Raw genomic sequence first — 26,996 nt, forward strand, 5'->3', positions numbered from 1 at the left:
CCAGAACCTGAAACCCACTACAGGCCAGGCCCATCCAACGAATCGCTGCACTCACCGAACCCCCACACGATGTGGGCGGGGCGCAGTCTCGTGGTGCTCCTTAGAAAGGAGGTGATCCAGCCGCACCTTCCGGTACGGCTACCTTGTTACGACTTCGTCCCAATCGCCGATCCCACCTTCGACGGCTCCCTCCCTTACGGGTTAGGCCACCGGCTTCGGGTGTTACCGACTTTCATGACGTGACGGGCGGTGTGTACAAGGCCCGGGAACGTATTCACCGCAGCGTTGCTGATCTGCGATTACTAGCGACTCCGACTTCACGGGGTCGAGTTGCAGACCCCGATCCGAACTGAGACCGGCTTTCAAGGGATTCGCTCCACCTCACGGATTCGCAGCCCTTTGTACCGGCCATTGTAGCATGTGTGAAGCCCTGGACATAAGGGGCATGATGACTTGACGTCATCCCCACCTTCCTCCGAGTTGACCCCGGCAGTCTCTTACGAGTCCCCGCCATCACGCGCTGGCAACATAAGATAGGGGTTGCGCTCGTTGCGGGACTTAACCCAACATCTCACGACACGAGCTGACGACAGCCATGCACCACCTGCACACAGGCCACAAGGGAATACCTATCTCTAGGCACGTCCTGTGCATGTCAAACCCAGGTAAGGTTCTTCGCGTTGCATCGAATTAATCCACATGCTCCGCCGCTTGTGCGGGCCCCCGTCAATTTCTTTGAGTTTTAGCCTTGCGGCCGTACTCCCCAGGCGGGGTACTTAATGCGTTAGCTACGGCACGGATCCCAAGGAAGGAAACCCACACCTAGTACCCACCGTTTACGGCGTGGACTACCAGGGTATCTAATCCTGTTCGCTCCCCACGCTTTCGCTCCTCAGCGTCAGTTACTGCCCAGAGACCCGCCTTCGCCACCGGTGTTCCTCCTGATATCTGCGCATTCCACCGCTACACCAGGAATTCCAGTCTCCCCTGCAGTACTCCAGTCTGCCCGTATCGCCCGCACGCCCACAGTTGAGCTGTGAGTTTTCACGAACAACGCGACAAACCACCTACGAGCTCTTTACGCCCAGTAATTCCGGACAACGCTCGGACCCTACGTATTACCGCGGCTGCTGGCACGTAGTTGGCCGGTCCTTCTTCTATAGGTACCGTCACTTGCGCTTCGTCCCTACTGAAAGAGGTTTACAACCCGAAGGCCGTCATCCCTCACGCGGCGTCGCTGCATCAGGCTTGCGCCCATTGTGCAATATTCCCCACTGCTGCCTCCCGTAGGAGTCTGGGCCGTATCTCAGTCCCAGTGTGGCCGGACACCCTCTCAGGCCGGCTACCCGTCGTCGCCTTGGTAGGCCATCACCCCACCAACAAGCTGATAGGCCGCGGGCCCATCCCACACCGCAAAAGCTTTCCCCCACCAGGCCATGCGACCAGCAGGGTGTATTCGGTATTAGACCCAGTTTCCCAGGCTTATCCCAAAGTGCAGGGCAGATCACCCACGTGTTACTCACCCGTTCGCCACTCGTGTACCCCGAAGGGCCTTACCGTTCGACTTGCATGTGTTAAGCACGCCGCCAGCGTTCGTCCTGAGCCAGAATCAAACTCTCCAAACAAAAACAACCCATCCAAAGACAGGTGAATTCGAATCAGAAAAATCTGACCTAACAAAAAGACACCAAAAACTGGCATCAACAAACATCACATCCCAACACGGGGGTGCCAGAACATGACAAAAAACAACAAACAAAAACCACCAAACACACTATTGAGTTCTCAAACAACACACCCGCAATGAAACCCGCGAGCAGGCAACCCTGCCAGCTTACTTCATCTTAGAGTCGGCCGTCAAATTGCTGCTGCTATCCCATTGCTGGGGTCCAGCGCAGCTGGCCGACCGCCTACATTACACGCGTTCGATCTCTCCGCCAAGTCGGACCAGATTCTCGACGAACAACGGGTAGCCGCGGTCGATGTGAAACACGTCGTGAACTTCGGTTTCGCCGTCGGCGACCAGGCCGGCCAGCACCAACCCAGCACCGGCCCGGATATCCGAGCACCACACCGGCGCACTGGAGAGCTGCGGCAGACCGCGCACTACCGCGTGGTGGCCGTCGGTCCGCGCGTCGGCCCCGAGCCGGATCATCTCCTCGACAAACCGGAAGCGCGCCTCGAAGACGTTCTCGGTGATCATCGACGTTCCGTCAGCGATCGACGCCAGCGCGATCGCCATCGGCTGCAGGTCGGTCGGGAAGCCGGGGAACGGCAGTGTCGCCACGTTGCAGGCCTTCGGGCGGTCGTACTGGACGATGCGGAACCCGTCATCGCTCTGCGTGACCGTCGCACCGGTGTCGTGCAACTTGTGCAGCACCAACTGAAGATGGGCCGGATCCACACCGGTGACCGAGATGTCACCGCGGGTCATCGCCGCAGCGATACCCCATGTCGCTGCGACGATCCGGTCACCGATCACCCGATGTTCGGTCGGATGCAGCTTGGGCACCCCGTTGATCGTCAACGTCGAGGTCCCGGCACCCTCGACTTGGGCGCCCATCTGGTTCAGCATCTCGCACAGGTCGACCACGTCGGGTTCCCGCGCGGCATTGTGGATCGTGGTCACGCCCTCCGCGAGGACCGCGGCCATCAGGATGTTCTCGGTGGCACCGACGGACGGAAACTCCAGCTGGATCTCGGCGCCGCGCAGATGGTCGGCCGAGGCGACGACGCAGCCGTGCTCGATGTTGCACTCGGCCCCGAGCTGACGCAGGCCCGACTGGTGCATGTCGAGCGGGCGCGAGCCGATCGCGTCACCGCCGGGCAGCGCCACCCTGGCCCGCTTGCACCGACCCACCAACGGACCAAGCACGCAGACCGACGCGCGGAACTGCCGCACGGCGGCGAAGTCGGCGTCGTACTTGGGCTCGTCGGGAGACGTGATCCGCACGACCGAACCGTCGAGCTCCACATTGGCGCCCAGACCACGCAGGACCTCGGCCATCAGCGGGACGTCGAGAATGTCGGGGCAATTGGTGATCGTCGTGGTGCCCTCGGCCAGCAGGCTGGCGGCCATCAGCTTCAGGACGCTGTTCTTGGCGCCGCCTACCGCGACCTCACCAGACAGCCGGTTGCCGCCGGTCACCACGAAACGTTCGCCCACGTGGCCGAGTTTAGTGGAGCCAACACTGTTGACCGGGACGACCGCCGGTACCGTTGCGCTATGGCAGTTCACCTGACCCGCATCTATACCCGTACCGGTGACGACGGGACGTCCGGGCTGAGTGATTTCTCACGCGTGGAGAAGAGCGATCCGCGCCTGATCGCCTACGCGGACTGCGACGAGGCCAACGCGGCGCTCGGCGTGGCGGTGGCCGTCGGGCAGCCCGACGAAGGTTTGCGCAAGGTCCTGGTGCAGATCCAGAACGACCTGTTCGACGCGGGTGCCGACCTGTCGACGCCGGTCGTCGAGAACCCCGAGTACCCGCCGCTTCGCATCACCGCGCCCTACGTCGAGCGCCTCGAAGCATGGTGCGACCACTACAACGAGGACCTGCCGGCGCTGAACTCGTTCATCCTGCCCGGCGGCACGGCACTCTCAGCCCTGCTGCACGTGGCGCGCACCGTGACACGGCGCGCCGAACGTTCCGCCTGGGTCGCGGTGAAGGCCTACCCCGACACGGTGAGTCCGCTGCCGGCCCGCTATCTCAACCGGCTCTCGGACCTGCTGTTCATCCTGTCGCGGGTGGCCAATCCCGACGGCGACGTGCTCTGGCAGCCGGGTGGGGCCAACGCCGAGCGGCCACAGACGACCTAGCGTCAGACGGCCCGGCGTCTCGACCGCGGCGACGGCCGGGACTCGACCCAGGACAGGAACGCCGTCAACGCGCCCCGGTCCAGGGCAATCTCATAGCCGCGGCGTCGTTCGGCGGTGATGTCGTGGAGTTCGAGCACCACGATCTCTTCGGTCATGATGTCGAACTCGTCGCCGCGCGGCCCACGTCGGGAGATGATCTCCAGCCCGGGGCGGCCCAGCCTGCGGTCCGGCCACCAGCGCAGCGACGACAGCCGATAGAACCGAGCCTCGTCACCGCGATAACGGACCACCCCGTGCCGCCAGCCGTGGCCGCCGACCGCGGGAATGTCGCGCAGGATCGCGGCGGTACCGCCCTGGCGCAGCTTCCACAGCCGGTAGCTCAGTGCGACGACGACGAGCAACAGCACAGTGCTGAGCGCGGCCATGACAATCGTCGGCGCGCTCATCGGTCGCTGGCCCCGGTCTAGTCGAGTTGGCCGACGGCCCGCAGCCGAGCCCTGCCGCGAGCGGCGGTCTCGGGATCGTCGCTGGCGGCATCCGCTTTGGCGGCTTCGGCGTCGATCTCGGACTCGAACTCCGCAGACTCAGCGAGGATGGTCACACCGGCTTCAGTCACCGACAGGTAGCCACCGTCAACGGCAATCCGCAGATCGTCCTCGCCCTCACGCTCGACCCTGACCATCGCGTCGTCGACCAACTGGGCGACCAACGGAATGTGCCGAGGCAGAATGCCGATCTCGCCCGATGTGGTGCGGGTGAAGACGAAACTCGCCTTCCCCGACCAAATCTTGCGCTCAACGGCGACGATGTCGACGTCCAATTCGGCCATCTCACATCACCTTTCGGCTTGCAGTCCCGCTCATCTCGAGCCCGATGTTCTTCGCGCAAGCGCTCATCACAGCTTGGCGCCGAGGCTTTCGGCCTTCTTCGCCAGGTCGTCGAGCCCACCGATGAGGAAGAACGCCTGCTCGGGCAGGTGATCGAACTCGCCCTTGGCCAGCTTGTCGAACGCCTCGATGGTCTCCTTCAGCGGCACCGTCGAGCCGGGCTGACCGGTGAACTGCTCGGCCGCCATCATGTTCTGGCTCAGGAAGCGCTCGATCTTGCGCGCCCGGTAGACCAGCACCTTGTCCTCTTCGGACAACTCGTCGATACCGAGAATCGCGATGATGTCCTGGAGATCCTTGTAGCGCTGCAGGATTCGGATGACTTCCTGGGCGACGCGGTAGTGCTCGTCACCGACGACGCTGGGGTGCAGGATCGTCGAGCTCGACGCCAGCGGGTCCACCGCGGGGAAGATGCCCTTCGAGAACACCGCACGCGAGAGCTCAGTGGTGGCGTCGAGGTGGGCGAAGGTCGTTGCCGGTGCCGGGTCGGTGTAGTCGTCGGCGGGCACGTACACGGCCTGCATCGAGGTGATCGAACGGCCGCGGGTCGAGGTGATGCGCTCCTGGAGCTCGCCCATCTCGTCGGCCAGGGTCGGCTGGTAACCCACCGCGGAGGGCATGCGGCCCAGCAGGGTCGACACCTCCGAGCCGGCCTGGGTGAACCGGAAGATGTTGTCGATGAACAGCAGCACGTCCTGGCCCTGCTCGTCGCGGAAGTACTCGGCCATGGTCAGCGCCGAGAGGGCGACGCGCATACGGGTGCCCGGCGGCTCGTCCATCTGCCCGAATACCAAGGCGGTGTCCTTGAGCACGTTGGCGTCGGCGAGCTCGACCCACAGGTCGTTGCCCTCGCGGGTGCGCTCCCCCACGCCGGCGAACACCGAGGTACCACCGAAGTTGCGGGCGATGCGGTTGATCATCTCCTGGATGAGCACCGTCTTACCCACGCCGGCACCACCGAACAGGGCGATCTTGCCACCGCGCACGTACGGGGTGAGCAGGTCGACGACCTTCAGACCGGTCTCGAGCATCTCGGTACGGGGCTCGAGGTCGGCGAATGCCGGCGGCTTGCGGTGGATCGACCAGTGGTCGAAGTCCTTGCCGTAGCCCGGCTCGTCGAGGCAGTCGCCGAGCGCGTTGAACACGTGGCCCTTGACGCCGTCACCGACCGGCACCGAGATGGAGGCGCCGGTGTCGGTGACCTCCACGCCGCGGACCAGGCCGTCGGTCGGCTGCATCGAGACGCAGCGCACCAGGCTGTCGCCGAGGTGCTGGGCGACCTCCAGTGTCAGGGTCTTGGCCAGCGCGCCGTAGGAAATCTCGGCGTTTAGCGCGTTGAACAGTTCGGGTACCGAGCCACGCGGGAACTCCACGTCCACCACGGGGCCGGTGATGCGGACAACCCGTCCGGCGGTCTTCTCTGCGGTAGCAGTCATTATCCTCTTCGCTTCCCTACGTGGACTATTTCGCGTCGGCCAGCGCGTTGGCGCCACCGACGATTTCGCTGATTTCCTGGGTGATCTGGGCCTGACGTTCGCGGTTGGCCGCCAGCGTGAGCCCCTTGATCAGTTCGTCGGCGTTGTCGGTCGCCGACTTCATGGCCCGGCGCCGAGATGCCGACTCCGACGCGGCCGCCTCCAGCAACGCCGCGTACACGCGTGTCGCGACGTAGCGGGGCAGCAACGAGTCGAACAGCGTCTCGGCGTCCGGTTCGAACGAGTACAGGGTGTGCGGGCCGGTCTCGGCCTCGCCGACGTACTCGACGACCATCGGCGCGATCCGCAAAGCCTGGGCGGTCTGCGAGAGCATCGACCGGAACTCGGTGGACACGATGTGCAGCTCGTCGACACCGAGGATGCCGTCAGCGCCGGCATCGTCGCCGTCGTCGTCGGCACCGGACAAGAACGCCGTCACCAGGGTGTCGGCGATCCGCTTGGCGTCGTCGTAGGTCGGCCGCTCGGAGAAGCCGGCCCACGACTCGATGACCTTGCGCTGCCGGAAGCTGTAGTACCCCAGCGCTTTACGGCCAACGACATAGACGACGGGCGTCTTGCCCTGGTCACGCAGCAGCGCGAACAGCTCCTCCGCCCGGCGCAGCACGTTGGCGTTGTAACCGCCGCACAGACCACGGTCCGAGGACACCACCAGCACACCGGCCCGCTTGGGCTCCGGCCGCTCGACGAGCAGCGGATGATCCAGCGCGCTCGCGCCGGCCAGCTCGGTGAGCATGCTGGTGATCTGGGCGGCGTAGGGCCGGGCCGCATCGACCCGGGCCTGCGCCTTGGCGATCCGCGACGTGGCGATCAGCTCCTGAGCCTTCGTGATCTTCTTGATCGACGAGGCGGATTTGATACGTCCGCGTAGTTCGCGCAGTGTGGCTGCCATTGGTTACCTAGGCCTTCTTGGGCGCCGGCTTGCGGACCTTGACCGATTCCTTCTCCAGGTCCTCCGGATCGAGCGCCTCAGTGGAATCGTCGACCACCACCGAGCTGCCGTCGGTGGTCAGGAAGCCCTTCTTGAAGTCGGCGATCACCGAGACCAGCTTCTCCTCGAGCTCCTCGGAGAGCTTCTTGGTCTCCTTGATGCCGGTCAGGATGTCGGAGTGGCTGGCCTTGACATGCTCCAGGAAATCGGACTCGAAGCGCGAGACATCCTCGGCCGGAACAGAATCCAGGTGGCCCTGGGTGCCGAGGAAGATCGCCACGACCTGATCCTCGACCGCGAGCGGGCTGTACTGCGGCTGCTTGAGCAACTCGACCAGGCGCACACCGCGATCGAGCTGAGCCTTGGAGGCCGCATCCAGATCCGAGGCGAAGGCGGCGAACGCCTCCAGCTCGCGGTACTGCGACAGATCCAGACGCAGACTGCCCGCCACTTCCTTCATCGCCTTGATCTGGGCTGCGCCACCGACGCGCGACACCGACACACCGACGTTGACGGCCGGGCGCACACCCTGGTTGAACAAGTCGGATTCCAGGAAGCACTGACCGTCGGTGATCGAGATGACGTTGGTCGGGATGTAGGCCGAGATGTCGTTGGCCTTGGTCTCGATGATCGGCAGGCCGGTCATCGAACCGCCGCCGAGTTCGTCGGACAGCTTGCCGCAACGCTCCAGCAGGCGCGAGTGCAGGTAGAAGACGTCACCCGGGTACGCCTCGCGGCCCGGCGGGCGACGCAGCAGCAGCGAGATGGCGCGGTACGCCTCGGCCTGCTTGGTCAGGTCGTCGAACACGATCAGCACGTGCTTACCGGCGTACATCCAGTGCTGGCCGATGGCCGAACCCGTGTAGGGCGCCAGCCATTTGAAGCCGGCAGCATCAGATGCCGGGGCGGCGACGATGGTGGTGTACTCCATCGCCCCGCCCTCCTCCAGCGCCCGCTTGACGCTGGCGATGGTCGAGCCCTTCTGGCCGATCGCGACGTACACGCAGCGCACCTGCTGCTTGGGATCGCCTGTCTCCCACGCCTCGCGCTGGTTCAGGATGGTGTCGACACAGACGGCGGTCTTGCCGGTCTTGCGGTCACCGATGATCAGCTGGCGCTGTCCGCGGCCGATGGGCGTCATGGCGTCGATGGCCTTGATACCGGTCTGCAGCGGCTCGCTGACACTCTGGCGCTGCACCACCGAGGGCGCCTGCAGCTCGAGCACGCGCCGGGTCTCGGCCTCGATGTCGCCCTGGGCGTCGATCGGCTGGCCGAGCGGGTTGACGACGCGTCCGAGGAACGCATCACCGACGGGTACCGAGAGCACCTCGCCGGTCCGCTTGACCTGCTGCCCCTCTTCGATCTTCTCGAAGTCTCCGAGGATGACCGCGCCGACGCTGTGCTCGTCGAGGTTGAGCGCCACACCCAGCACGCCGCCGGGGAACTCCAGCAGCTCCTGGGTCATCACCGAGGGCAGGCCCTCGACGTGGGCGATGCCGTCACCGGCATCGATAACGGTGCCGATCTCTTCGCGCCCGGTGTCCGCCTCGAAGCTAGAGACGTAATCCTGGATGGCGCCCTGGATGTCGTCAGCCGAGATTGTCAACTCTGCCATGGCTTTTCGTCTTCCTGCCTTTGTTCTGGGTCTGGGGTGGTCGTGCTAGTCGGGCAGCTTGGTGACTGCTGCGGCCAGCCGCGAGGACAGCGTTCCGTCGATCACCTCGTCGCCGACGGCGACCGAAAGGCCGCCCAGCACGTCGGGATCGATGTTCAGCTGCACCGAAACTGGGTGGTTGTAAATCCGGGTGAGCACCTGGGTGAGGCGGGTGCGCTGGGCATCGCTGAGATCGGTTGCCGCGTTCACCTGAGCGACGATCTCGCCGCGGCGGGCGACCGCCAACTGAGCAAGCCCCAGTACCGCCTCGTCGGCACGCTCGCCGCGAAGTAGACCCACGGTCTGAGTCAGCAATGCCGTCGCGGTCGGGTTGGCGCCGTGCTCCTGGCTCATGAGCGACCGAACCAGGTCGGCACGAGCCTGCGCGGGCTTGGCGAAGTCGCTGAGCAGCGATGTCAGCTGCGGCCGTTCGTCGAGGATGCGGCTGAACCGGAACAGCTGTTCCTCGACATCGTCAGCCTGGTTGTCCCGCTCCGCACGGACCAGCAGGCTCAGCCGTGCGACATGCTCGACGACGTCGACCAAGTCAGAGGTCCGCGACCACCGCACGGACACCGCGGAATCGAGCAAGCCGAGCGTGGTGTCACCGACCTTGCCGGCCAGCAGGCGCGCAAGCAGTTGCTTCTTTGCCTCTACCTCACCGGTTGCCTCGGCGAGGTGCCGAGCCAGGATCGGCTCGGCGACAAGCAGTCCGGCGACCGAAGCCAACTCGTCGGACAACGTCGACAGCGCGTCACCGGACAGCCCGGACGAGACGGCGTCGAACTTCGACACCACCGCGGTCTGCGCATCCCGGCTTGCCGAACGAAGATCCGAGGAGACCTCGGGCGTGAACGCCGCCGGTGCCATCGAATCGAGCTCATCGAGGAAGCGGTCGATGGTCGCCGACTGTGCCTGAGGATCGGCGATGTGAGCACGCACCAGATCGCCCGCACGGCGGATCGACTCGGCACCCAGCTCCGAACGGAGCTGGCGGATCAACTGGGTGCGCAACAGCGCAACCTGCTGTCCACCTTGGACTTTGATCCTCTCGACCTCGACGTCAGCCTGCGCGCGAAGCTGCTCGGCGATGCGCACGGAATCCGTACGCGCCTCTTCGACGATGTGCTTGGCTTCGGCCTTGGCCTCGGCGATCCGCTCCGCGTGATGCTTGTCGGCATCAGCCAGTCGGGTGGCCGCCGTGGCGCTCTCGGCGAGCTGGTTGCGCACCGCGTCCTGCTGGTTGGTCATCATGCGGCGCACCGGCGGCGCCACGTAGCGCCAGATGATCCAGATGATGACCAGGAAGCCGATGAGCTGTCCGATGAAGGTTGACATTCTCCTACCGTCCCGACGCCGTCGACGCCGCCGTAGTGGACACCTCGACACCGAGGACCCGGCTGGCCAGGGTGCTCGAGAGGGCTTCCACCGAGGACCTCAGCTCCGCCGAGATCGCATCGCTTTGCAGCTTGAGCTGCTCGGACGCCTGCGCGAGCGTGCCCGCTGCCTCTTCGCTGGCGCGGCCGCGCATCTCGTCGAGGATCTTGCGACCCTCGGCCCGAGCCTCGTCGCGGATACCCGCGGCCTCGGTACGAGCCGACTGCAACTCCTTCTGGTAGTCGGAGTCGGCGGCGGCTTCCTGCTCGGTGGCCTTGCGGTTGTCCTCGGTGGTCTTGACGACCATCGCCTCGCGCTCACCGAGCACCTTCTGGATCGGCGGTACGACGAACTTGCCGATCACGCCCAGCACGATCAAGAAGATGGCCAGCACGAAGAAGAAGGTGCCGTTGGGGATGAGGAAGTTCGACGTGCCGCCGCCTTCCTCAGCCGCCAACAAGGTGACGCTGTGCTCCCCCATGCCGGCTAGGAGGCGCCGGGGGTGGCGAAGACGAACAACGCCATGAACGCCAGGTTGATGAAGTACGCCGCCTCCACCAGACCAACGGTGATGAAGAACGGGGTGAAGAGGCGGCCCTGGGCCTCAGGCTGGCGGGCGATGCCGGAGATCAGGGCGTTGCCGGCGATGCCGTCACCGATACCGGCGCCGATGGCGCCGCCGCCCAGAATGAGGCCGCCGCCGATGAGGGCGCCCATGACGATTTGGGGGTCTGCCATTCTCTATCCTCCTTGATTGCTGGTAGGACTCCTACCAGGCTGTGGGTGGTTCGGGGGTCGAACACGTCTTTTTAGTGGTGCTCCTCATCCAGTTCCATGGACTGGCTGAAGTACAGGATTGTCAGCAGGGCGAAGATGAACGCCTGGATGAGGCCGACGAAGAGGTCGAACGTTTTCCAGATGGCGTTCGGCGCCCACATGATGTACGGCGGGAACAGCGCGATCAGCGCGACCATGATGCCGCCGGCGAAGATGTTGCCGAAAAGTCGGAGTGACAGCGAGATCGGCTTGGCGATTTCCTCGACCAGGTTGATCGGTGCCAGGAACGCGACGTGGCCCTTGAGCAGCTTGACCGGGTGACCCAGCAGACCGCGGCGCCAGATACCGGCGGCGTGGTAGCAGAGGAACACGAACAGCGCGAGCGCGAGCACGAAGTTGATGTCGGCGGCGGGCGGCTTGAGCAGCTCGTGGGTTCCGCCGTCAGCAGTGCCGTACTGCACCGGCAGCACCGAGATCCAGTTCGCGATGAGGATGAAGACGAACAGCGCGACGGCCAGGGGCAGCACGAACGGCGCGACCTTCATGCCGATGGCCTGCTCGATCTGGCCGCGCATCTGGGTGGTCAGCGCCTCCCAGAACAGCTGGACACCGCTGGGTACACCGGTCGAGGTGACCTTGGCCCGCAGGAAGAACGCCAACGCGATCACGATGACGGCGGCGACCGCGGTGGCCAGGATCGTGTCGACGTTCACCGTCATCCCGAGCCAGGTGGCCTGGGTGTGATGACCGACCTCGATGGCGCCCTCGGCCAGGATCCGTTCACTCATGGTGTGCTCAATCCTTCGATGCTTCTTCGGGGGTGCCCGACCCCGCGGCTACAACGTCACTGTCTTCACCCGTGCGAATCTTCTTCCACACGGGCAGCGCAGTACTCAAAACAAGCAAAACCTGGAACAACGCCAACCCGAACAGCACCCCGAGGCCCGTCGGCCGGAACGAGAACGCGATCGCCAGGCCGATGGCGCTGATGATCAGCAGCCGGGTGGCGGAGTTCAGCGCCATCTTGCGCTTGAGCGGATGGTCGCCTGCGGTGATCGACTCCACCGAACGCTGGACAAGGACGGCGTTGAGCAGACCGAGAGCGAGCCCGACACCGAAGAACACGCCGTACATGATGTGGCCGGTGAGCGCGGCCAGACCGACAGCCAGGACGGTCAGAGCGCAGCAGATCGCAAGCAGCCGAACGGGCCGGAAGGCAACGGACGGAAACACCAACGGCGCATCGTGCGCTGGTGTCGTCACAGGTTCACCTCAATCTTGCGTTGTCGAGAGCTGTCCGAGCGATTCTCAGGTGGCCCGCCGAGCGTATCGGACGGCGATAGGCGCACTGGAATCACCCAAGGGGCAGCTCCCTTTGTCGGTCATGAAGCGGCTCATCGGAGGTGAATCCGACGGGCCGGGGGCCGGCAACCCGCGAGGTTTCTTTCGGGTTCTGCCAGCACCGTACCACATGGTAGACGGCACTAAACACGTCTACTACTCCGCGTCGTAAAGACCGTCGTAGGCGTCGTCTCCGCGGCGCAGCAGCGGGATCAAAGTGACGACGACGGCCACCACGATCGCGGCCAGCATCACCGCCCCGGTGTAGCGCGGATCGAAGAAGATCGTGCTCGCCGCACCGAGGGCGACGATGCCGACCCACAGGTAGATCAACAGCACCACGCGCCGGTGCGAATGGCCGATCTGCAGCAACCGGTGGTGCAGGTGCATCTTGTCGGGACTGAACGGGCTCTGCCCCGCCCTGGTGCGCCGCACGATCGCCAGCAGCATGTCGAGGGCGGGAACGAACATCACCGCCACCACCAACAGGAACGGCGACAACAACGCGAAGACGTCCCGGGCGCCGTATGCACTCTGCGAGATCGGGCCCGCCGCGGTGGTCGACGCGGCGGCGAGCATCAGCCCGATCAGCATCGAGCCGGAGTCGCCCATGAAGATCTTGGCCCGGTAGAAGTTGTGCGGCAGGAAGCCCAGGCAGGCCCCCGCAAGCACCACCGAGATCACGGCGGGCGGATAGAACAGCACATCGCCACCGTGGTCGCGCAGCAGTCCGACGGAGAAGATGCAGATGGCCGAGGCGGTGATCAACCCGAGGCCGGCGGCGAGCCCGTCGAGCCCGTCGACGAAGTTCATCGCATTGACGATCGAGACGGTCAGCGCCAGCGTGAGCAGGATCGACGAGACCTGGTCGAGCACGATGGTGCCCACACCACCGAAGGGGATGTAGAGGACGCTCCACGCCACCCCCATGGTGACGAGCACGCTGGCAGCGGTGATCTGGCCGGCGAACTTGGTCAGCGCGTCCAGACCCCAGCGGTCGTCGATCAGACCGATGACCATGATCAGGCCGCCGGCGACGACCACCGCGGGCATCCCCGACGAATAGATGAAACCGCGCGTCAGCGCGGGCAGCTGGGAGGCGAGGAAGACCGCGGCGACCACGCCGAGGTACATCGCCAGCCCGCCCATCCGGGGAGTCGGCCGGGTGTGGACATCACGCTCGCGGGGATAGGCCAGCGCGCCGGCTCGAGTGGCCAGCGCGCGCACCCACCCGGTCGCGAAATAGGTGATGATCGCCGCTGTCAGGCCGACGAGTGCCAACTCCCGCAACGGGACACCGGCACCGCGGTCCGACAGTGCGAGAAGGACTTCGGTTCCGCTGGACATTTGGACAAACCGTACTGCACCAAGCTGTGGCCGACGACGTGCCGATCAGGCGGTCAGGCGGTCAGGGAGCTGACATCGACACCGAGAACGTCGGCGACGGCCTGGGCGCTGATCGGACCCTCCCGCAGGATGCGCGGAGTCGCGCCGGTGAGGTCGACGATGGTGGACGCGGCCTGCTGCTGCGACGGCCCGGCGTCGAGGTACACCTGGACCAGATCCCCCAGCTGACTTTGGGCCTCGTCGGCCGTGGTGGCCGGCGGGCGCCCGGAGATGTTGGCACTGGAGACGGCCATGGGGCCGGTTTCGCGGAGCAGTTCGATGGCCACCGGGTGCAGCGGCATCCGCAGCATGACGGTGCCGCGGGCGTCGCCGAGGTCCCACTGCAACGACGGGGCCTGCTGGACCACCAGGCTCAGCGCACCGGGCCAGAACGCCCGGATCAGCTCACGCGCGGCGTGCGGAACCGTGTAGACCAGCCCCTCGATGGTGTGCCAGGACCCGACCAGCACACCGACCGGCATGTCACGACCTCGGCCCTTGGCGGCGAGCAGGCCGGCGACGGCGTCGCTGTCGAATGCGTCGGCACCGAGGCCGTACACCGTGTCGGTGGGCATGACGACCAGCCGGCCGCTCTTGACCGCGGCGGCGGCCGCCGAGACAGCCTCAGCGCGCCGGGCACTGTCTGCGCAGTCGAACACCTGGGTCATGGTGACTCCTCCATGTTGGGTCCGCCCCTGCGGGCCGTCACGTAGCGTGGCCGCCCCGCCAAGTCACGGTGCGCCGTGACCGCTGTGAAAAGTCCAGTGCGGCTGATGGTTTCAACCGTCTGCTGCGATGTCGTGTCGTCATGCTCGATGGCCAGCAACCCACCGTGGCGCAACCAACGGCCGGCGAGGCCGACGAGGGGGCCGATCACCGCCATGCCGTCGGGGCCGCCGAACAGCGCGTGGGCCGGGTCGTGCTCGGCGACTTCGGGTTCCAGCACCGCCCCGGCGGGGATGTAAGGGGGGTTGGACACCACGAGGTCGACCGTACCGTCCAGCTCGGGCAACAGCCCGGCCGCGGTGACGTCGGCGCACACCAGTTGCACGGCGGTGGCCTCGGTGTTGCGCCGGGCGTACTCCAGCGCGGCGGGATCGTCGTCGACGGCCACGACCCGGGCACGCGGCCACGCGGCGGCCAGCGCCAGGGCCAGGGCACCCGATCCCGTGCACAGGTCGACGATCACCGGCTCATCCGGCAATCGTTGGGCCACAGCCCATTCCAGCAACGCCTCGGTTTCGGGCCGCGGGATGAACACGCCGGGACCGACCCGCAGCTGCAGCGGCCCGAAGGCCGCGGTACCGGTGAGGTGCTGCACGGGGATGCGCCGGGTGCGCTGGGAGATCACCTGGTCGTAGCGGTGGTAGAAGTCCGGCCCAGGCGGGTCGATGGTGGCCAGCCGGCCACGCTCGGTGCCTGCCAGGTGCGCGGCGAGCAACTCGGCATCGATTCGCGCGGAGTCGATCCCGGCCTCGGCGAGCACAGCGGTGGCCGCATCGATGGCCTGCCGCAGGCGATACCGCTGGGCCGTCACTGCGCCGTCACGCCTGTTGGAGCCGGGCTTGCTTGTCGGCGGCGGCCAGCGCATCGAGCAGGGCATCCATATCGCCGTCGAGCACCTGGTCGAGATTGTGCGCCTTGAAGTTGATCCGGTGGTCGGCGATCCGGTTCTCCGGGAAGTTGTAGGTCCGGATCCGCTCGCTGCGGTCGACGGTGCGGATCTGGCTGGCGCGGTCGGCCGAGGCGTCGGCTTGCGCCTGCTCTTCGGCGAGCGCCTGCAACCGCGCCGCCAGCACCTGCATGGCGCGGGCCTTGTTCTGCAGCTGGGAGCGTTCGTTCTGGCAGGTGACGACGATATTGGTGGGCAGGTGGGTGATGCGCACCGCCGAGTCGGTGGTGTTGACGCCCTGACCGCCCTTGCCGGAGGACCGGTAGACGTCGATGCGCAGATCGGATTCGTCGATCGCGACCTGCTCGACCTCCTCGGGCTCCGGGTAGACCAGTACGCCTGCCGCCGAGGTATGCACCCGGCCCTGCGATTCGGTGACCGGCACCCGCTGCACGCGGTGCACGCCGCCTTCGAACTTCAGTCGTGACCACACACCGTCGGCCGTGTCGGCCTTGCTGCGGATCGACAGGGTCGCGTCCTTGTAGCCACCGAGATCGCTGGTGGTCTCGTCGAGAACCGTCACCGTCCAGCCGTGTCGCTCGGCATAGCGGATGTACATCCGGGCGAGGTCGGCGGCGAACAGCGCCGACTCCTCCCCACCCTCACCGGACTTGACCTCGAGGACGATGTCGTCGGCGTCGTGCGGGTCGCGGGGGGCGAGCAGGTCGGTCAAGTGTGCGTCGAGTTCGGTGACCCGGGCTTCCAGATCGGGGACCTCGGCGGCGAAGGAGGCGTCCTCGGCCGCCAGTTCGCGCGCCGCATCGAGGTCGCCACGGGCGGTTTCGAGCTTGCGGTACGTCGCGACGATCGGGGCCAGCTGCGCGAAGCGGCGCCCGACCCGTCGGGCATTACCGGCGTCGCCGTGCAGTTCGGGATCGGAGAGCTGACGCTCGAGGTCGGCATGTTCGGCGAGGACAGTGTCGATCGCCATCGCGGCTTGCTGAGCCATTCAACCCTCCTTCACCGTCAACTGTGCCCGAACGCAGACCGACGCCCGGCCTCTCGCTGAATACTCGAGAGAGCGGGCGTCGGTAAGGCAGCTAGTTGTCAGCCGACTCGTTCGTCTTGCGCTTGCCGTAGCGCTTCTCGAAGCGGGCCACGCGGCCGCCGCTGTCGAGGATCTTCTGCTTGCCGGTGTAGAAGGGATGGCACTGCGAGCAGACCTCGACCACGATGTGGCCGCCGTCCTTGGTGCTGCGGGTGGTGAAGCTGTTGCCACAGCCGCAGACCACGGTGGTCTCGCCGTAGGCAGGATGAATGCCTGTCTTCATGGTGTCCTCTTCATTCGTAGGTCGCCGGGTCGCCCTCGGGAACTCCCTGGTCAAGCGGGCGTGAACCGGTACCTGAGGTGGTCGACGGTCCAGTATGCCAGGTTGACCGTCACCTGCCCAAACGCCGCTGCGCCCGGGGCTATTCCGGTGCGACGGGACGGTAGGCCTTCTCCCGGGCGCCACGGGTCCACAGCTGCCCGCCCTCCGGGTGGGCGCCGCGGACGATCAGCTCGCGCTTGAGCACCTTGTTGGTGGCCGTCGTCGGCAGCTCGGGCGCGATCCAGACGTGGCGCGGCCAGGCTTTCGGCGACAGGTCGGGCTGGGCGGCGAGGAACTCGCCGAAGTCCTCCGGGGTGAGCTTGGCCTGCTCGCCGAGCAGCAGGGCCACCATCACCTGGTCCCCCACATGTTCGTCCGGCACCGGGTACACGACGGCCTGGCTGATCTCCGGCAGCCGGCCGATGATGCGTTCGATCGGGGCAGCGGCCATGTTCTCGCCGTCGACACGCATCCAGTCCGCGGTCCGGCCGGCCAGGTAGATCCAGCCGTCGGCGTCGCGGTATCCCAGGTCGCCCGACCAGTACATGCCGTGCCGCAGCCGCTCGCCGGTGGCTCCGGCGTCGTTGTAGTAGCCGCCGAACATGCCGCCACCGCTGGTGTTGACGATCTCGCCGATCGCCTCGTCGGGGTTGGCCAGCGCCCCGTTCTCGTCGAACTCCGCGGTCGCGCACTCCTGCAGCGTCTCGGAGTTGTAGATGGCGACCCCGGGGAACCCGCGGCCGACCGACCCCTGCGGGCAGTTGTCCTCGCGGGTGATGATGACCGCGCCCTCGGTGGAACCGAAGCCGTCCCACACCGTGCAGCCGAAGCGCCGGCCGAACTCGGCGATGTCGCGGTCGGTGGCCTCGTTTCCGAAGGCGACCCGCAGCGGGTTGTCGTGATCGTCGGGACGTTCCGGGGTGGCCAGCACGTACGCCAGCGGCTTGCCGACGTAGTTCATGTACGTGACCCCGTAGCGGCGCAGGTCATCGAGCAGGCCGGAGGCACTGAAGCTGGCCGGCGCCATTGCCGCTCCCGCCGACAGGGCCACCGCCCACCCGGCCATCAGCGCGTTGGAGTGGAACAGCGGCATCGATAGGTAGCAGACGTCCGACCCGGTGATCTCGAAGCGGCCGACGAGTGCCACTCCGGCGAACGGGACCATCATGTGGGCCACCTGGACGGCCTTGGGTTCGCCGCTGGTGCCCGAGGTGAAGATCAGCATGAAGGTGTCGGTGGCGGTGACCTCGCGGTGCGGCGTCAGCTCCCCCGCACCGGCCAGCAGCCGCTGCCAGTCCGCGGAGTCGACGTCGATCACCCTGACGCCGGGCAGTTCGACACCGTCGAGCAGGTCGCGGTGCGCGGCGTCGGTCAGCAGGATCTGGCAGTGAGCTTTGGCGATGTCGCGTCCCAGCGCCTCACCGCGGCGGGTGTTGTTGACCCCGCACAGCACATACCCGCCCAGCCCGGCGGCGGCCATCGCGGTCAGCATCGCGGGTGTATTGCCCAGCAGAGTCCCGACGTGCAGCGGGCGGTCGACGTCGGCGAGCGCGATCAGAGCCGCCGCCTGCCGCGATGCCTCGTCGAGGTGGGCCTGCCAGGTCCACACCTGATCGCCGAACTTGACCGCAGGAGTGGTCTCGTGGAGGCGTTCACGAAGCAGCTGCTGGACCGTCTCGGCCATGGAACTCCCGTCGAGTTGATGCTTTACCGCCAATTGCGTGCGGGGTACAGGTCACAATAGAAGCTCAGAGTAAACAGGATTGTGAATCTGTCTACTGAGGCGTCCCGGACGCGGCGGGACCAGGTTTGACAGGATGGCGGAGCACATCGTCACACATGCCGAAGGAGAAGCCGGGGTGACCGCACGCGCCGACGCGGACAGCCGGACCGCCACCAAGACGGTCCAGGAGCGACTGATCGACGCTGCCGAAGTCTGTCTGCGGGCCAAGGGCATCAGGGCAACCACCGTGTCGGAGGTGGCCGAGGCCGCCGGTGTGTCACGCGGCTGGCTCTACCGGCACTACCCCGACAAGGTGGCACTGCTCGGCGCGGCCATCGTCCGGCTCAACGAGGCGTTCTGGGACGAGTCCAACCGGACCCTGGCCGCCATCGCCGGTTTCGAGGAGCAGCTCGCCGTCGGAGTCCGGCTGGGCCGCAGCGCCCACGAAACTCCCGGCGCGCTGGTGATGCAGCTGCGGCGCGACGAGCCCGACGAATTCGCCGCATGTGCCGGTGCGGGTGTCCAGGGGTTGTTGCCCGACCTCGGCCAGTTCTGGCGGCCGTACCTCGAAAGTGCACGTGAGCGCGGCGAGATTCACCCCGATACCGACCTGGACGAGGCCGCCGAATGGGTGGCCCGGGTGCAGATCAGCCTGGGCACGGTTCCCGGCGACACCCTCGACGCCGATGACTACGAAGCGGTGCGCCGCTACATGCGCCGCTACGTGTTGCCCGGCCTGCAGGCCGCACCTGCGCAGTAGTGCTTGGGCACGGCACCCAGGGAAATATCGTGCGTGGACAGCTCTTGCGAAAGAAACTGAGCGCCAAGCGCTATCACCAATCGCGTGCGGGCGTGCTGTAACGACAGCAAATCGCCAACTCATTTCGCTCAGGCGCACACAGCTGCCAGAATGACATCATGAGCTTTGCCGGGCGCCGTATGTTCGTCGTGGCGACGGCGTTGACGGCCGCACTGGTGGCCTGCGGAAACGACACCGAACAGAGCCTGCCGTTGACCTCTTCTGTGACAGCCGCACCGGCACACACAGGACTCTCGAACGGGAAGACCTACACCGTCGACCGATCGATCTCGCAGGGTACGACCACCGAAGGCAACGGCCGCTGGAGTCTGGCCATCGACACCTTGTCCGGCGGTGACCCGCGGGTCAGTGAGGCGTTCAACGACGCCGTGCATCAGGCGGCGCAGCGCCTGCTCGACGACACGGCGGGCATCCGGCCCGAGGGCCAGTGGGCATTCGAGACCTCGCCGCAGATCCGTTTCGCTGCCGCGTCGGTGTCCGCGCTCATCAGCGGCGAGTTCTCCGTCGAGGGCGCCGACCATCCCGTGGGCTCGGTGATCAACGTGGTGATCGACTCGCGCTCGGCCCGGCAGATCACGCTCAAGGAACTCTTCGTCGACGACCAGGAGGGCCTCAACCGGCTGTCCGAGCAGACCAAGCTGCTGTTGCCGCCGGCAATGGGCGTCACCGCCACGCCGATGCCCAACCATCCGGGCAACAAGCCGCTGATGGAGAACTTCGACAGCTGGATTCCCACGCCGGCCGGCCTGGAAATCCACTTCGCCGACCACCAGTTCGACGCCGGCGCTCCGGTGATCACGGTGCCCTGGTCAGCGGTGGACGACCTACTGGCCCCGGGTATGGACGCCCTGCGGCGCCCCTAACCGGCCGAAATCCCAGGTCAGTCGACGTTGTCCTTGTCCATGCCCGGCGCGGTCTTGGAGACCTGCACGAGGAACTCGTAGTTGTTCTTGGTCTTGCGCAGCTGGCTCATCAGCAGATCGATGGCCTGGTGCGAGTCCAGCCCGGACAGCACCCGGCGCAGCTTGTGCACCACCGAGAACTCGTCGGGCGAGAGCAGCAGCTCGTCCTTGCGGGTGCCCGACGGGTTGACGTCGACCGCGGGGAACACCCGGCGCTCGGCGATCTTGCGGTCGAGCTTGAGCTCGGCGTTGCCGGTGCCCTTGAACTCTTCGAAGATCACCGTGTCACCGGTCGAACCGGTCTCCACCATGGCGGTGGCGATGATCGTCAGCGAGCCGCCGTGCTCGATGTTGCGGGCCGCGCCCAGGAACCGCTTGGGCGGGTACAGCGCGGTGGAGTCCACACCACCGGACAGGATGCGCCCCGACGCCGGGGAGGCGTTGTTGTAGGCGCGCCCGAGCCGGGTGATGGAGTCCAGCAGGACGACGACGTCCTTGCCCTGCTCCACCAGGCGCTTGGCCCGCTCGATCGCGAGCTCGGCGGCCTGCGTGTGGTCTGACGGCGGCCGGTCGAAGGTCGAGGCGATGACCTCACCCTTGACCGAGCGCTGCATGTCGGTGACCTCTTCAGGCCGTTCGTCGACCAGCACGACCATCAGGTGGCACTCGGGGTTGTTCTTCGTGATCGCGTTGGCGATGTCCTGCATGATCGTGGTCTTACCGGCCTTCGGCGGGGACACGATCAGGGCACGCTGCCCCTTGCCGATCGGCATGATCAGGTCGATCACGCGGGTGGTGAGCCGCTCGCTGGTGGTCTCCAGACGCAGCCGCTGGTTGGGGTACAGCGGGGTCAGCTTGCTGAACTCGGGGCGATTCTTGGCCGCGTCGACCGGGCCGCCGTTGACGCTGTCGAGGCGGACCAGCGGGTTGAACTTCTGCCGCTGGTTCTGTCCGCCGCTGCTATCGCCTTCTTTGGCCACCCGGACCGCGCCGGTGACCGCGTCGCCGCGGCGCAGGCCGTTCTTGCGAACCATGTTCATCGAGACGTAGACGTCGTTGGGTCCGGCCAGATAACCGGAGGTCCGCACGAAGGCGTAGTTGTCCAGCACGTCGAGGATGCCGGCCACCGGCTGCACGACGTCGTCCTCGCGCAGCTCGGACTCGTTGCCGCCGCTGCCGCCGCCGCTTTCGCCGCCGGTGCGCTCACCGCGGCGCCTGCGGTCCCGGAACCGGCGGCCACGACGGCCGCCACGGTCGTCGTCGCCATCGCCGCCGCCGCGGTTCTGATTGCCGCCGTCGCCACCCTGGTCGTTCGACTCACGGTTGGACTCGCGGTTGGACTGACGGTTGTCGGCCCGGTTCTCATTACGGGACTCGTTGCGGGACTCGGCCCGGTTCTCATTGCGGGACTCGCCCTGGTTATCGGACTTGTTCTCGTTGCGGGACTCGCCCTGGTTATCGGGCTTGTTCTGGGCCGGAGCCTGTGCCTGCTCGGCAGCGGTCTCGGCCGGCTTCTGCTGGTCGGCGCTTTCGGTGGGCGAGCCGGCGCCGCGGTTGGCGGTGCGGCGCTCACGGCGCGGCGGCTCGGGGGCACCGGTGTCGGCCTCGGGGCGGGCTTCGGAGCGAGATTCAGGGGCCGGCTCGGCAGCTGCCTGGGGCGCGCCGTTGGACGGGGTGTGCGAGCCACCGTTCTGGGCTTCGCGGATGGCGGTGATCAGGTCGCCCTTACGCATGCCGGAGGTTCCCTTGACGCCAACACGGTTGGCCAGGGCCCGAAGTTCGGGCAGAACCATCGTCGAAAGCGACCCGGTTGCGCCGGCGTCCGCGGTGCGGGCGGCCTGCTCAGGCTGCGACGAAGGTTGGGTAACCACGGCGGGCGCATCCGGTTGAGGTGCGCTGTCTCCAGCCGTGATGAGGTCCGTATCGGTCACGGATTTCCTTTCTTCCCCCGCGGTTTCATCGTGCGAGGGGTTCTGGCATTCAGCCGATTCGCTGAATGCGAAGTCACACCGTCATCTCAGTGCCAACGGTGACCGTCGGGATGTGCGGCCACATGGCGAACCGCCAGTCAACGACTTGAACACGAGAAGAATTGGTGGTCGTCCTAGTCTCGGCGCAGGGTTAAGACGCTGCGATTACCTGGACGGCACCGAGAATAGCCTTCTTTACGGCCGGAAAGCAAGAATCGCCACCGGCGTGTACTCAAGTCAGCGGTGGACGGCGACACCGGAGCTCCAGCGAACTCCCTCGCCGAGCCCCAGTTCGGTGACGGTGAATCCGTTCGCGATGCCGTATTCGAGCGCCTCGGCCGGCAAGTCCGCGCTGGTGGTCAGCGCCAACACCGACGGTCCGGCGCCCGACAGCACCGCCGGCACTCCACAACGCCGCAGTACCTGCAGAAATTCCGCGGAAGCGGGCATCGCCGGGGCACGCTGCGGCTGGTGCAGGGCGTCCTCGGTCGCGGCCATCAGCAGGTCCGGCCGCTCGGTGAGCGCGACGACTAGAAGCGCGGCCCGGCTCAGATTGAAGCGTGCGGCGGTATGGCTGACATGTTCGGGCAAAAGAACCCGGGTCTCAGCGGTGGACGAGCGCACCTCCGGGATGCCCGAGAACAGCCGGATGTCGGGATGCAGACGCAGCGGTGCGGCGGCATACGTCGGCGGCTGGGTGTGGGTGTCGGTCCACGACACCACCGCCCCACCGAGCACCGAGGCGGACGCATTGTCCGGGTGGCCTTCGAACTCCGAGGCCAGCTGAATCAGCCGGGTTTCACTCAAGGGTTCCAAATCTGCCTGTGCCACAAGGCCATTCGCCGCGGCCAGACCGCCGACCACGGCGGCGGCCGATGAGCCCAGACCCCGCGAGTGCGGGATGGCGTTGCGGCAGCGCACCCGCAGCCCGCGCGCGTCGGCGCCCGCGGCGAGCAGGCCACGGTGCACAGCCCGCACCACCAGATGGTCGTGGCTGTGCGGAACCTGGCCCGCACCCTGTCCTTCCACCTCGATGACCAGACCGTCGTCGGTGGTGTCGACGAGGATCTCGTCGTAGAGGCCCAGCGCAACACCCAGGCTGTCAAAGCCCGGGCCGAGGTTGGCGCTGGACGCGGCGACAGATGCGCTGGCGCTCAGTCCGGCAGGCAGGCTCAGGGTCACCGGCGGTCCGTCCTCAGGCCAGGCCGAGTTCGGCGATGACCGCACCCGGGTCGACGGGGACGGCCCTGACGGTCGGCATCCCGCGCAGCGCGGTGTCGGGGTCTTTGAGACCGTTGCCGGTCACCGTGCACACCACGGTCGAACCCGGCTTGACCCAGCCGTCCTCGACCGACTTGAGCAGCCCGGCGATGCTGGCTGCCGATGCGGGCTCGACGAACACGCCCTCGGCCTGGGCGACCAGGTGATACGCGGCGAGGATCTCGTCGTCGGTGGCGGCGAGGAAGCGGCCGCCGGACTCCTGCTGTGCGGTGACGGCGCCGTCCCACGAGGCCGGTGAGCCGATCCGGATCGCCGTGGCGATGGTCTCGGGGTGGCTGACCGGCTTGCCCAGCACCAGCGGTGCGGCGCCGGCGGCCTGGGTGCCCAGCATGCGCGGGAGCTTGTCGCTGACCCCGTCGCGGTGGTACTCGGTGTAGCCGCGCCAGTAGGCGGTGATGTTGCCGGCGTTGCCGACGGGCAGCGAATGGATGTCGGGGGCGGTGCCCAGGGCGTCGACGATCTCGAACGCCGCGGTCTTCTGACCCTCGATGCGCACCGGGTTGACACTGTTGACCAGCGAGATGGTCGGGTAGTCGGCGGTGAGCTTACGGGCCAGCTCCAGGCAGTCGTCGAAGTTGCCGTCGATCTGAATGATCTTGGCGCCGTGCATGACTGCCTGGGCCAGCTTGCCCATCGCGATCTTGCCCTGCGGAATGAGCACGGCGCAGGTGATGCCCGCGCGTGCGGCATATGCCGCCGCCGACGCCGAGGTGTTACCCGTCGAGGCGCACAGCACCGCCTTCTGCCCGCGCGCGACGGCGTCGGTGACCGCCATCGTCATGCCGCGGTCCTTGAACGAGCCGGTCGGGTTGAGCCCTTCCACCTTCAAATGAACTGTGCAGCCGGTCTTTTCCGACAGCCGAGGCGCGGGGACCAGCGGGGTGCCGCCCTCGAGCAGGGTCACCGGCGTCCAGTCCGCCGCCACCGGCAGCCGGTCGCGGTAGGCCTCGATCAGGCCCGGCCATGGGGTGTGGACCTTCGTCGTGCTCATTCGCTGGTTCCCTCCAATCGCAGCACGCTGTTGATGCTCTGCACGGCTTCGAGATCGGCCAGCGCGGAGACGGTTTCCGACAGCGCGGCATCAGTGGCGCGGTGGGTGACCACCACGATCCGCGCACCGGACGGTTGGCCCTCCTCGTCGGTGAGACCTTCCTGGCGCACCTCGGCGATGCTCACTTCGCGCTTACCGAATTCGTCTGCGACAGAGGCTAGTACGCCCGGCCGGTCGGCGACGGTCATGCTTACGTAGTAGCGGGTCGGGATCACGCCCATCGGGGCGATCGGCAGCTGGGCGTACTTGGATTCCCGCGGTCCGCGGCCGCCCTGGACCCGGTTGCGGGCCGCCATCACGACATCACCCATCACCGACGATGCGGTCGGCGCTCCGCCTGCGCCCTGGCCGTAGAACATCAGCCGGCCGGCAGCCTCAGCCTCGACAACGACGGCGTTGAACGCACCGTTGACAGTGGCCAGCGGATGGGTCAGAGGCACCAGCGCCGGGTAGACGCGTGCCGACACCCGTTCCTGCCCTTCGGGTGTGGTGATCCGCTCGCAGATCGACAGCAGCTTGATGGTGCAGCCGAGCGCCTTGGCAGCCTCGAAGTCGGCGGGGCTCACCTTGGTGATGCCCTCACGGTAGACGTCGTCGGCGGTGACCCGGGTGTGGAACGCGATCGACGCCAGGATCGCCGCCTTGGCCGCGGCGTCGTAGCCCTCGACGTCGGCGGTGGGGTCGGCCTCCGCGTAACCCAGTGCGCTCGCGTCGGCCAGGGCAGAGGAGTAATCGGCTCCGGTCGAGGCCATCTCGGAGAGGATGTAGTTGGTGGTGCCGTTGACGATGCCGGCCACCCGCAACACCGAGTCACCGGCCAGCGACTGGGTCAGCGGCCGGATCACCGGGATGGCACCCGCCACGGCGGCCTCGAAGTAGAGGTCCACGTGCGCGCGCTCGGCGGCCTGCGCCAATTCGCCGGTGGACTGCGCCAGCAGTGCCTTGTTCGCAGTCACCACCGACTTGCCCTGTTCGAGCGCCGACAGGATTGCCTTGCGGGCCGGCTCGACCGGCCCCATCAGCTCGACGACGATGTCGACGTCGTCGCGCGAGACCAGCTCCTCGACGTTGTCGGTGAGCAACCCGACCGGCACGCCGCGGTCATCAGCGACGCGTCGCACCGCCACACCCCGCAACTCCAGTGGGGCACCGATGCGCGCAGCCAGGTCGACCGCGCTCTCCTCGATGATGCGCACGACCTCGCTGCCGACGTTGCCGAGCCCCAATACCGCTATGCCGATAGCTTTTTCGGGTGTATTCATAACTACCTCACTTCCAAACTCAACAAGTCCTCGACGGTCTCCCGGCGCAGGATCAGGCGAGCCCGCCCGTCGCGCACGGCCACCACCGCGGGGCGGCCGATCAGGTTGTACCGACTCGACATCGAATAGCAGTAGGCGCCGGTGGCGGCCACCGCCAGAAGGTCGCCCGGGTGAACGTCCTCCGGCACCCAGGCATCGCGAACGACGATATCGCCGCTCTCGCAGTGCTTTCCTACGATCCTGGCCAGCCTCGGTTGGGCATCGCTGCCCCGAGACACCAGACGGACATCGTATTCGGCCCCGTACAACGACGTGCGGATGTTGTCGCTCATGCCGCCGTCGACGCTGACGTAGCGCCGTGACGCGCCTGAGCTGATCGCCACATCCTTGACGGTGCCCACCTCGTAGAGGGTCACGGTGCCCGGCCCGGCGATGGCACGTCCGGGCTCGACGACCAGTCGCGGTGCCGGCAGGCCGACGGCCGCCGACTCGTTGTGCACGATCGCCCCGAGCTTGGCCGCCAGATCCTGCACCGGAGGCGGATAATCTTGTGCCAGATACGAAATGCCGAGGCCACCGCCGAGGTCGACGGTGGCGATCTGGGCGGTCTTGTCGACGCCGAACTCTGCGACCACGTCACGCAGCAGGCCGATCACCCGGTGGGCGGCGAGTTCGAACCCGGCGACGTCGAAGATCTGCGAGCCGATGTGACTGTGCAAGCCGACCAGCCGCAGATTATCGGCGGCGAACACCTGGCGCACCGCCGTCATGGCGGCGCCACTGGCCAGCGACAGGCCGAACTTCTGGTCCTCGTGGGCGGTGGCGATGAACTCGTGGGTATGGGCTTCCACACCGACGGTGATGCGGATGAGTACGTCCTGCACCACCCCGGCGTCACCGGCGATGATGTCCAGCCGGTCGATCTCGGTCATCGAGTCGAGCACGACATGACCGACACCGGCCTTGACGGCGGCGGTGAGTTCGTCGACCGATTTGTTGTTGCCGTGGAACGCAATTCGGTCGGCGGGGAAGCCCGCGTGAAGAGCCACCGCGAGCTCGCCGCCGCTGGCGACATCCAGGGACAAGCCTTCCTCGGCGACCCAGCGGGCGATCTCGCTGCACAGGAATGCCTTGGCCGCGTAGTGCACGTTGTGACCGTCGCCGAACGCGGCGGCAATCTCCCGACAACGGCTACGGAAGTCGTCCTCGTCGATGACGAACAGTGGGGTGCCGTACTCGGCGGCCAGATCGCTCACCGCCACACCGGCAATGGTCACCTCACCGCCGGATCCGCGAGTCAGGTTGTGGGGCCACACTTTCGGAGCCAACGCCATGGCGT

At 66.6% G+C, this 26,996-nt stretch carries 25 protein-coding genes and 1 rRNA gene; 3 read left to right on the forward strand and 23 right to left on the reverse strand.

Going from position 1 to position 26,996, the window contains the following annotated elements:
• Positions 1-104: 104 nt before the first annotated feature.
• Together OG976_RS05855 and murA are read right to left on the reverse strand one after the other, a co-directional pair.
• Positions 105-1,625: ribosomal RNA gene (locus tag OG976_RS05855) — 16S ribosomal RNA — on the reverse strand.
• Between the two features lie 290 nt (positions 1,626-1,915).
• Positions 1,916-3,166: a UDP-N-acetylglucosamine 1-carboxyvinyltransferase gene (gene murA, locus OG976_RS05860; RefSeq protein ID WP_328359128.1), complete on the reverse strand. Its 1,251-nt coding sequence runs from the start codon at positions 3,164-3,166 to the stop codon at positions 1,916-1,918.
• 60 nt (positions 3,167-3,226) lie between these two features.
• Here murA and OG976_RS05865 point away from each other — a divergent pair, with 60 nt between their 5' ends.
• Positions 3,227-3,820: a cob(I)yrinic acid a,c-diamide adenosyltransferase gene (locus OG976_RS05865; protein WP_328359131.1), complete on the forward strand. Its 594-nt coding sequence runs from the start codon at positions 3,227-3,229 to the stop codon at positions 3,818-3,820.
• A gap of 2 nt (positions 3,821-3,822) precedes the next feature.
• Here OG976_RS05865 and OG976_RS05870 read toward each other — a convergent pair whose 3' ends face one another.
• The 16 genes from OG976_RS05870 to fadD1 all read right to left on the reverse strand — a co-directional run bounded on the left by OG976_RS05870 (position 3,823) and on the right by fadD1 (position 18,332).
• Entirely contained in the window at positions 3,823-4,266 is a 444-nt protein-coding gene (locus OG976_RS05870; protein ID WP_328359134.1) for a DUF2550 domain-containing protein, read from the reverse strand.
• A gap of 17 nt (positions 4,267-4,283) precedes the next feature.
• Complete coding sequence (locus OG976_RS05875) at positions 4,284-4,649, reverse strand: F0F1 ATP synthase subunit epsilon (RefSeq protein ID WP_328359137.1); 366 nt, start codon at positions 4,647-4,649, stop codon at positions 4,284-4,286.
• Positions 4,650-4,715: 66 nt separating this feature from the next.
• Positions 4,716-6,143, reverse strand: a complete 1,428-nt coding sequence (gene atpD / locus OG976_RS05880; RefSeq protein ID WP_328359140.1) for a F0F1 ATP synthase subunit beta — start codon at positions 6,141-6,143, stop codon at positions 4,716-4,718.
• Positions 6,144-6,168: 25 nt separating this feature from the next.
• The gene (locus OG976_RS05885) at positions 6,169-7,092 is read right to left on the reverse strand and encodes a F0F1 ATP synthase subunit gamma (protein WP_328359143.1); all 924 of its coding nucleotides are present in this window, start codon (positions 7,090-7,092) and stop codon (positions 6,169-6,171) included.
• Positions 7,093-7,099: 7 nt separating this feature from the next.
• Entirely contained in the window at positions 7,100-8,746 is a 1,647-nt protein-coding gene (gene atpA, locus OG976_RS05890) for a F0F1 ATP synthase subunit alpha (protein WP_328359146.1), read from the reverse strand.
• A 45-nt stretch (positions 8,747-8,791) separates the two neighbouring features.
• Positions 8,792-10,123 (reverse strand): F0F1 ATP synthase subunit B/delta, encoded by a 1,332-nt coding sequence (locus OG976_RS05895; protein ID WP_328359149.1) that lies wholly within the window; start codon positions 10,121-10,123, stop codon positions 8,792-8,794.
• 4 nt (positions 10,124-10,127) lie between these two features.
• Positions 10,128-10,643, reverse strand: a complete 516-nt coding sequence (locus OG976_RS05900) for a F0F1 ATP synthase subunit B (protein ID WP_328359152.1) — start codon at positions 10,641-10,643, stop codon at positions 10,128-10,130.
• Positions 10,644-10,648: 5 nt separating this feature from the next.
• On the reverse strand, positions 10,649-10,900 hold the full coding sequence (locus OG976_RS05905) for a F0F1 ATP synthase subunit C (RefSeq protein ID WP_036343982.1): 252 nt from the start codon (positions 10,898-10,900) through the stop codon (positions 10,649-10,651).
• Between the two features lie 71 nt (positions 10,901-10,971).
• A complete protein-coding gene (atpB, locus tag OG976_RS05910; RefSeq protein WP_328359164.1) occupies positions 10,972-11,727 on the reverse strand; it encodes a F0F1 ATP synthase subunit A in 756 nt (251 codons plus the stop codon).
• Between the two features lie 7 nt (positions 11,728-11,734).
• The gene (locus OG976_RS05915; RefSeq protein ID WP_328359167.1) at positions 11,735-12,202 is read right to left on the reverse strand and encodes an ATP synthase subunit I; all 468 of its coding nucleotides are present in this window, start codon (positions 12,200-12,202) and stop codon (positions 11,735-11,737) included.
• A gap of 234 nt (positions 12,203-12,436) precedes the next feature.
• The gene (locus OG976_RS05920; protein ID WP_328359170.1) at positions 12,437-13,627 is read right to left on the reverse strand and encodes a glycosyltransferase family 4 protein; all 1,191 of its coding nucleotides are present in this window, start codon (positions 13,625-13,627) and stop codon (positions 12,437-12,439) included.
• Between the two features lie 53 nt (positions 13,628-13,680).
• Positions 13,681-14,334, reverse strand: coding sequence for an L-threonylcarbamoyladenylate synthase (locus OG976_RS05925; RefSeq protein WP_328359173.1), 654 nt, complete (start codon positions 14,332-14,334; stop codon positions 13,681-13,683).
• Positions 14,331-15,203: a peptide chain release factor N(5)-glutamine methyltransferase gene (prmC, locus tag OG976_RS05930; RefSeq protein WP_328359176.1), complete on the reverse strand. Its 873-nt coding sequence runs from the start codon at positions 15,201-15,203 to the stop codon at positions 14,331-14,333. Before prmC ends, OG976_RS05925 begins: the two co-directional genes overlap by 4 nt.
• A 7-nt stretch (positions 15,204-15,210) precedes the next feature.
• Positions 15,211-16,269, reverse strand: coding sequence for a peptide chain release factor 1 (gene prfA / locus OG976_RS05935; RefSeq protein ID WP_328363205.1), 1,059 nt, complete (start codon positions 16,267-16,269; stop codon positions 15,211-15,213).
• A gap of 109 nt (positions 16,270-16,378) precedes the next feature.
• Positions 16,379-16,609, reverse strand: a complete 231-nt coding sequence (gene rpmE, locus OG976_RS05940; RefSeq protein WP_167099265.1) for a 50S ribosomal protein L31 — start codon at positions 16,607-16,609, stop codon at positions 16,379-16,381.
• A gap of 139 nt (positions 16,610-16,748) precedes the next feature.
• Positions 16,749-18,332, reverse strand: coding sequence for a fatty-acid--CoA ligase FadD1 (gene fadD1 / locus OG976_RS05945; protein WP_328359189.1), 1,584 nt, complete (start codon positions 18,330-18,332; stop codon positions 16,749-16,751).
• A 133-nt stretch (positions 18,333-18,465) separates the two neighbouring features.
• Here fadD1 and OG976_RS05950 point away from each other — a divergent pair, with 133 nt between their 5' ends.
• Both OG976_RS05950 and OG976_RS05955 read left to right on the forward strand, forming a co-directional pair.
• Positions 18,466-19,131 (forward strand): TetR/AcrR family transcriptional regulator, encoded by a 666-nt coding sequence (locus OG976_RS05950; RefSeq protein WP_328359192.1) that lies wholly within the window; start codon positions 18,466-18,468, stop codon positions 19,129-19,131.
• A 158-nt stretch (positions 19,132-19,289) separates the two neighbouring features.
• The gene (locus tag OG976_RS05955) at positions 19,290-20,054 is read left to right on the forward strand and encodes an RsiV family protein (RefSeq protein WP_328359195.1); all 765 of its coding nucleotides are present in this window, start codon (positions 19,290-19,292) and stop codon (positions 20,052-20,054) included.
• Positions 20,055-20,071: 17 nt separating this feature from the next.
• On the opposite strand, the gene rho is transcribed toward OG976_RS05955, so the two are convergent.
• From rho to lysA, 5 genes are all read right to left on the reverse strand, one after another.
• Positions 20,072-22,024 carry a transcription termination factor Rho gene (rho, locus tag OG976_RS05960; protein ID WP_328359198.1) on the reverse strand — a complete coding sequence of 651 codons (1,953 nt, stop codon included), beginning with the start codon at positions 22,022-22,024 and terminating at the stop codon, positions 20,072-20,074.
• A 276-nt stretch (positions 22,025-22,300) separates the two neighbouring features.
• Entirely contained in the window at positions 22,301-23,245 is a 945-nt protein-coding gene (thrB, locus tag OG976_RS05965) for a homoserine kinase (RefSeq protein WP_328359200.1), read from the reverse strand.
• A gap of 13 nt (positions 23,246-23,258) precedes the next feature.
• Positions 23,259-24,335, reverse strand: a complete 1,077-nt coding sequence (gene thrC / locus OG976_RS05970; protein ID WP_328359202.1) for a threonine synthase — start codon at positions 24,333-24,335, stop codon at positions 23,259-23,261.
• Positions 24,332-25,657 carry a homoserine dehydrogenase gene (locus tag OG976_RS05975; RefSeq protein WP_328359205.1) on the reverse strand — a complete coding sequence of 442 codons (1,326 nt, stop codon included), beginning with the start codon at positions 25,655-25,657 and terminating at the stop codon, positions 24,332-24,334. Before OG976_RS05975 ends, thrC begins: the two co-directional genes overlap by 4 nt.
• A gap of 2 nt (positions 25,658-25,659) precedes the next feature.
• Complete coding sequence (gene lysA / locus OG976_RS05980; RefSeq protein WP_328363208.1) at positions 25,660-26,991, reverse strand: diaminopimelate decarboxylase; 1,332 nt, start codon at positions 26,989-26,991, stop codon at positions 25,660-25,662.
• Between the last annotated feature and the right edge of the window lie 5 nt (positions 26,992-26,996).

This window comes from Mycobacterium sp. NBC_00419, from assembly GCF_036023875.1.
GTDB lineage: Bacteria > Actinomycetota > Actinomycetes > Mycobacteriales > Mycobacteriaceae > Mycobacterium.

Coding starts and splice junctions, on each gene's coding strand:
- OG976_RS05865 (WP_328359131.1), top strand. CDS start 3,227: ATGGCAGTTCACCTGACCCGCATCTATACCCGTACCGGTGACGACGGG.
- OG976_RS05870 (WP_328359134.1), bottom strand. CDS start 4,266: ATGAGCGCGCCGACGATTGTCATGGCCGCGCTCAGCACTGTGCTGTTG.
- OG976_RS05875 (WP_328359137.1), bottom strand. CDS start 4,649: ATGGCCGAATTGGACGTCGACATCGTCGCCGTTGAGCGCAAGATTTGG.
- atpD (WP_328359140.1), bottom strand. CDS start 6,143: ATGACTGCTACCGCAGAGAAGACCGCCGGACGGGTTGTCCGCATCACC.
- OG976_RS05885 (WP_328359143.1), bottom strand. CDS start 7,092: ATGGCAGCCACACTGCGCGAACTACGCGGACGTATCAAATCCGCCTCG.
- atpA (WP_328359146.1), bottom strand. CDS start 8,746: ATGGCAGAGTTGACAATCTCGGCTGACGACATCCAGGGCGCCATCCAG.
- OG976_RS05895 (WP_328359149.1), bottom strand. CDS start 10,123: ATGTCAACCTTCATCGGACAGCTCATCGGCTTCCTGGTCATCATCTGG.
- OG976_RS05900 (WP_328359152.1), bottom strand. CDS start 10,643: ATGGGGGAGCACAGCGTCACCTTGTTGGCGGCTGAGGAAGGCGGCGGC.
- OG976_RS05905 (WP_036343982.1), bottom strand. CDS start 10,900: ATGGCAGACCCCCAAATCGTCATGGGCGCCCTCATCGGCGGCGGCCTC.
- atpB (WP_328359164.1), bottom strand. CDS start 11,727: ATGAGTGAACGGATCCTGGCCGAGGGCGCCATCGAGGTCGGTCATCAC.
- OG976_RS05920 (WP_328359170.1), bottom strand. CDS start 13,627: ATGTCCAGCGGAACCGAAGTCCTTCTCGCACTGTCGGACCGCGGTGCC.
- OG976_RS05925 (WP_328359173.1), bottom strand. CDS start 14,334: ATGACCCAGGTGTTCGACTGCGCAGACAGTGCCCGGCGCGCTGAGGCT.
- prfA (WP_328363205.1), bottom strand. CDS start 16,269: ATGGCGATCGACACTGTCCTCGCCGAACATGCCGACCTCGAGCGTCAG.
- rpmE (WP_167099265.1), bottom strand. CDS start 16,609: ATGAAGACAGGCATTCATCCTGCCTACGGCGAGACCACCGTGGTCTGC.
- fadD1 (WP_328359189.1), bottom strand. CDS start 18,332: ATGGCCGAGACGGTCCAGCAGCTGCTTCGTGAACGCCTCCACGAGACC.
- OG976_RS05950 (WP_328359192.1), top strand. CDS start 18,466: ATGGCGGAGCACATCGTCACACATGCCGAAGGAGAAGCCGGGGTGACC.
- OG976_RS05955 (WP_328359195.1), top strand. CDS start 19,290: ATGAGCTTTGCCGGGCGCCGTATGTTCGTCGTGGCGACGGCGTTGACG.
- thrC (WP_328359202.1), bottom strand. CDS start 24,335: ATGAGCACGACGAAGGTCCACACCCCATGGCCGGGCCTGATCGAGGCC.
- OG976_RS05975 (WP_328359205.1), bottom strand. CDS start 25,657: ATGAATACACCCGAAAAAGCTATCGGCATAGCGGTATTGGGGCTCGGC.
- lysA (WP_328363208.1), bottom strand. CDS start 26,991: ATGGCGTTGGCTCCGAAAGTGTGGCCCCACAACCTGACTCGCGGATCC.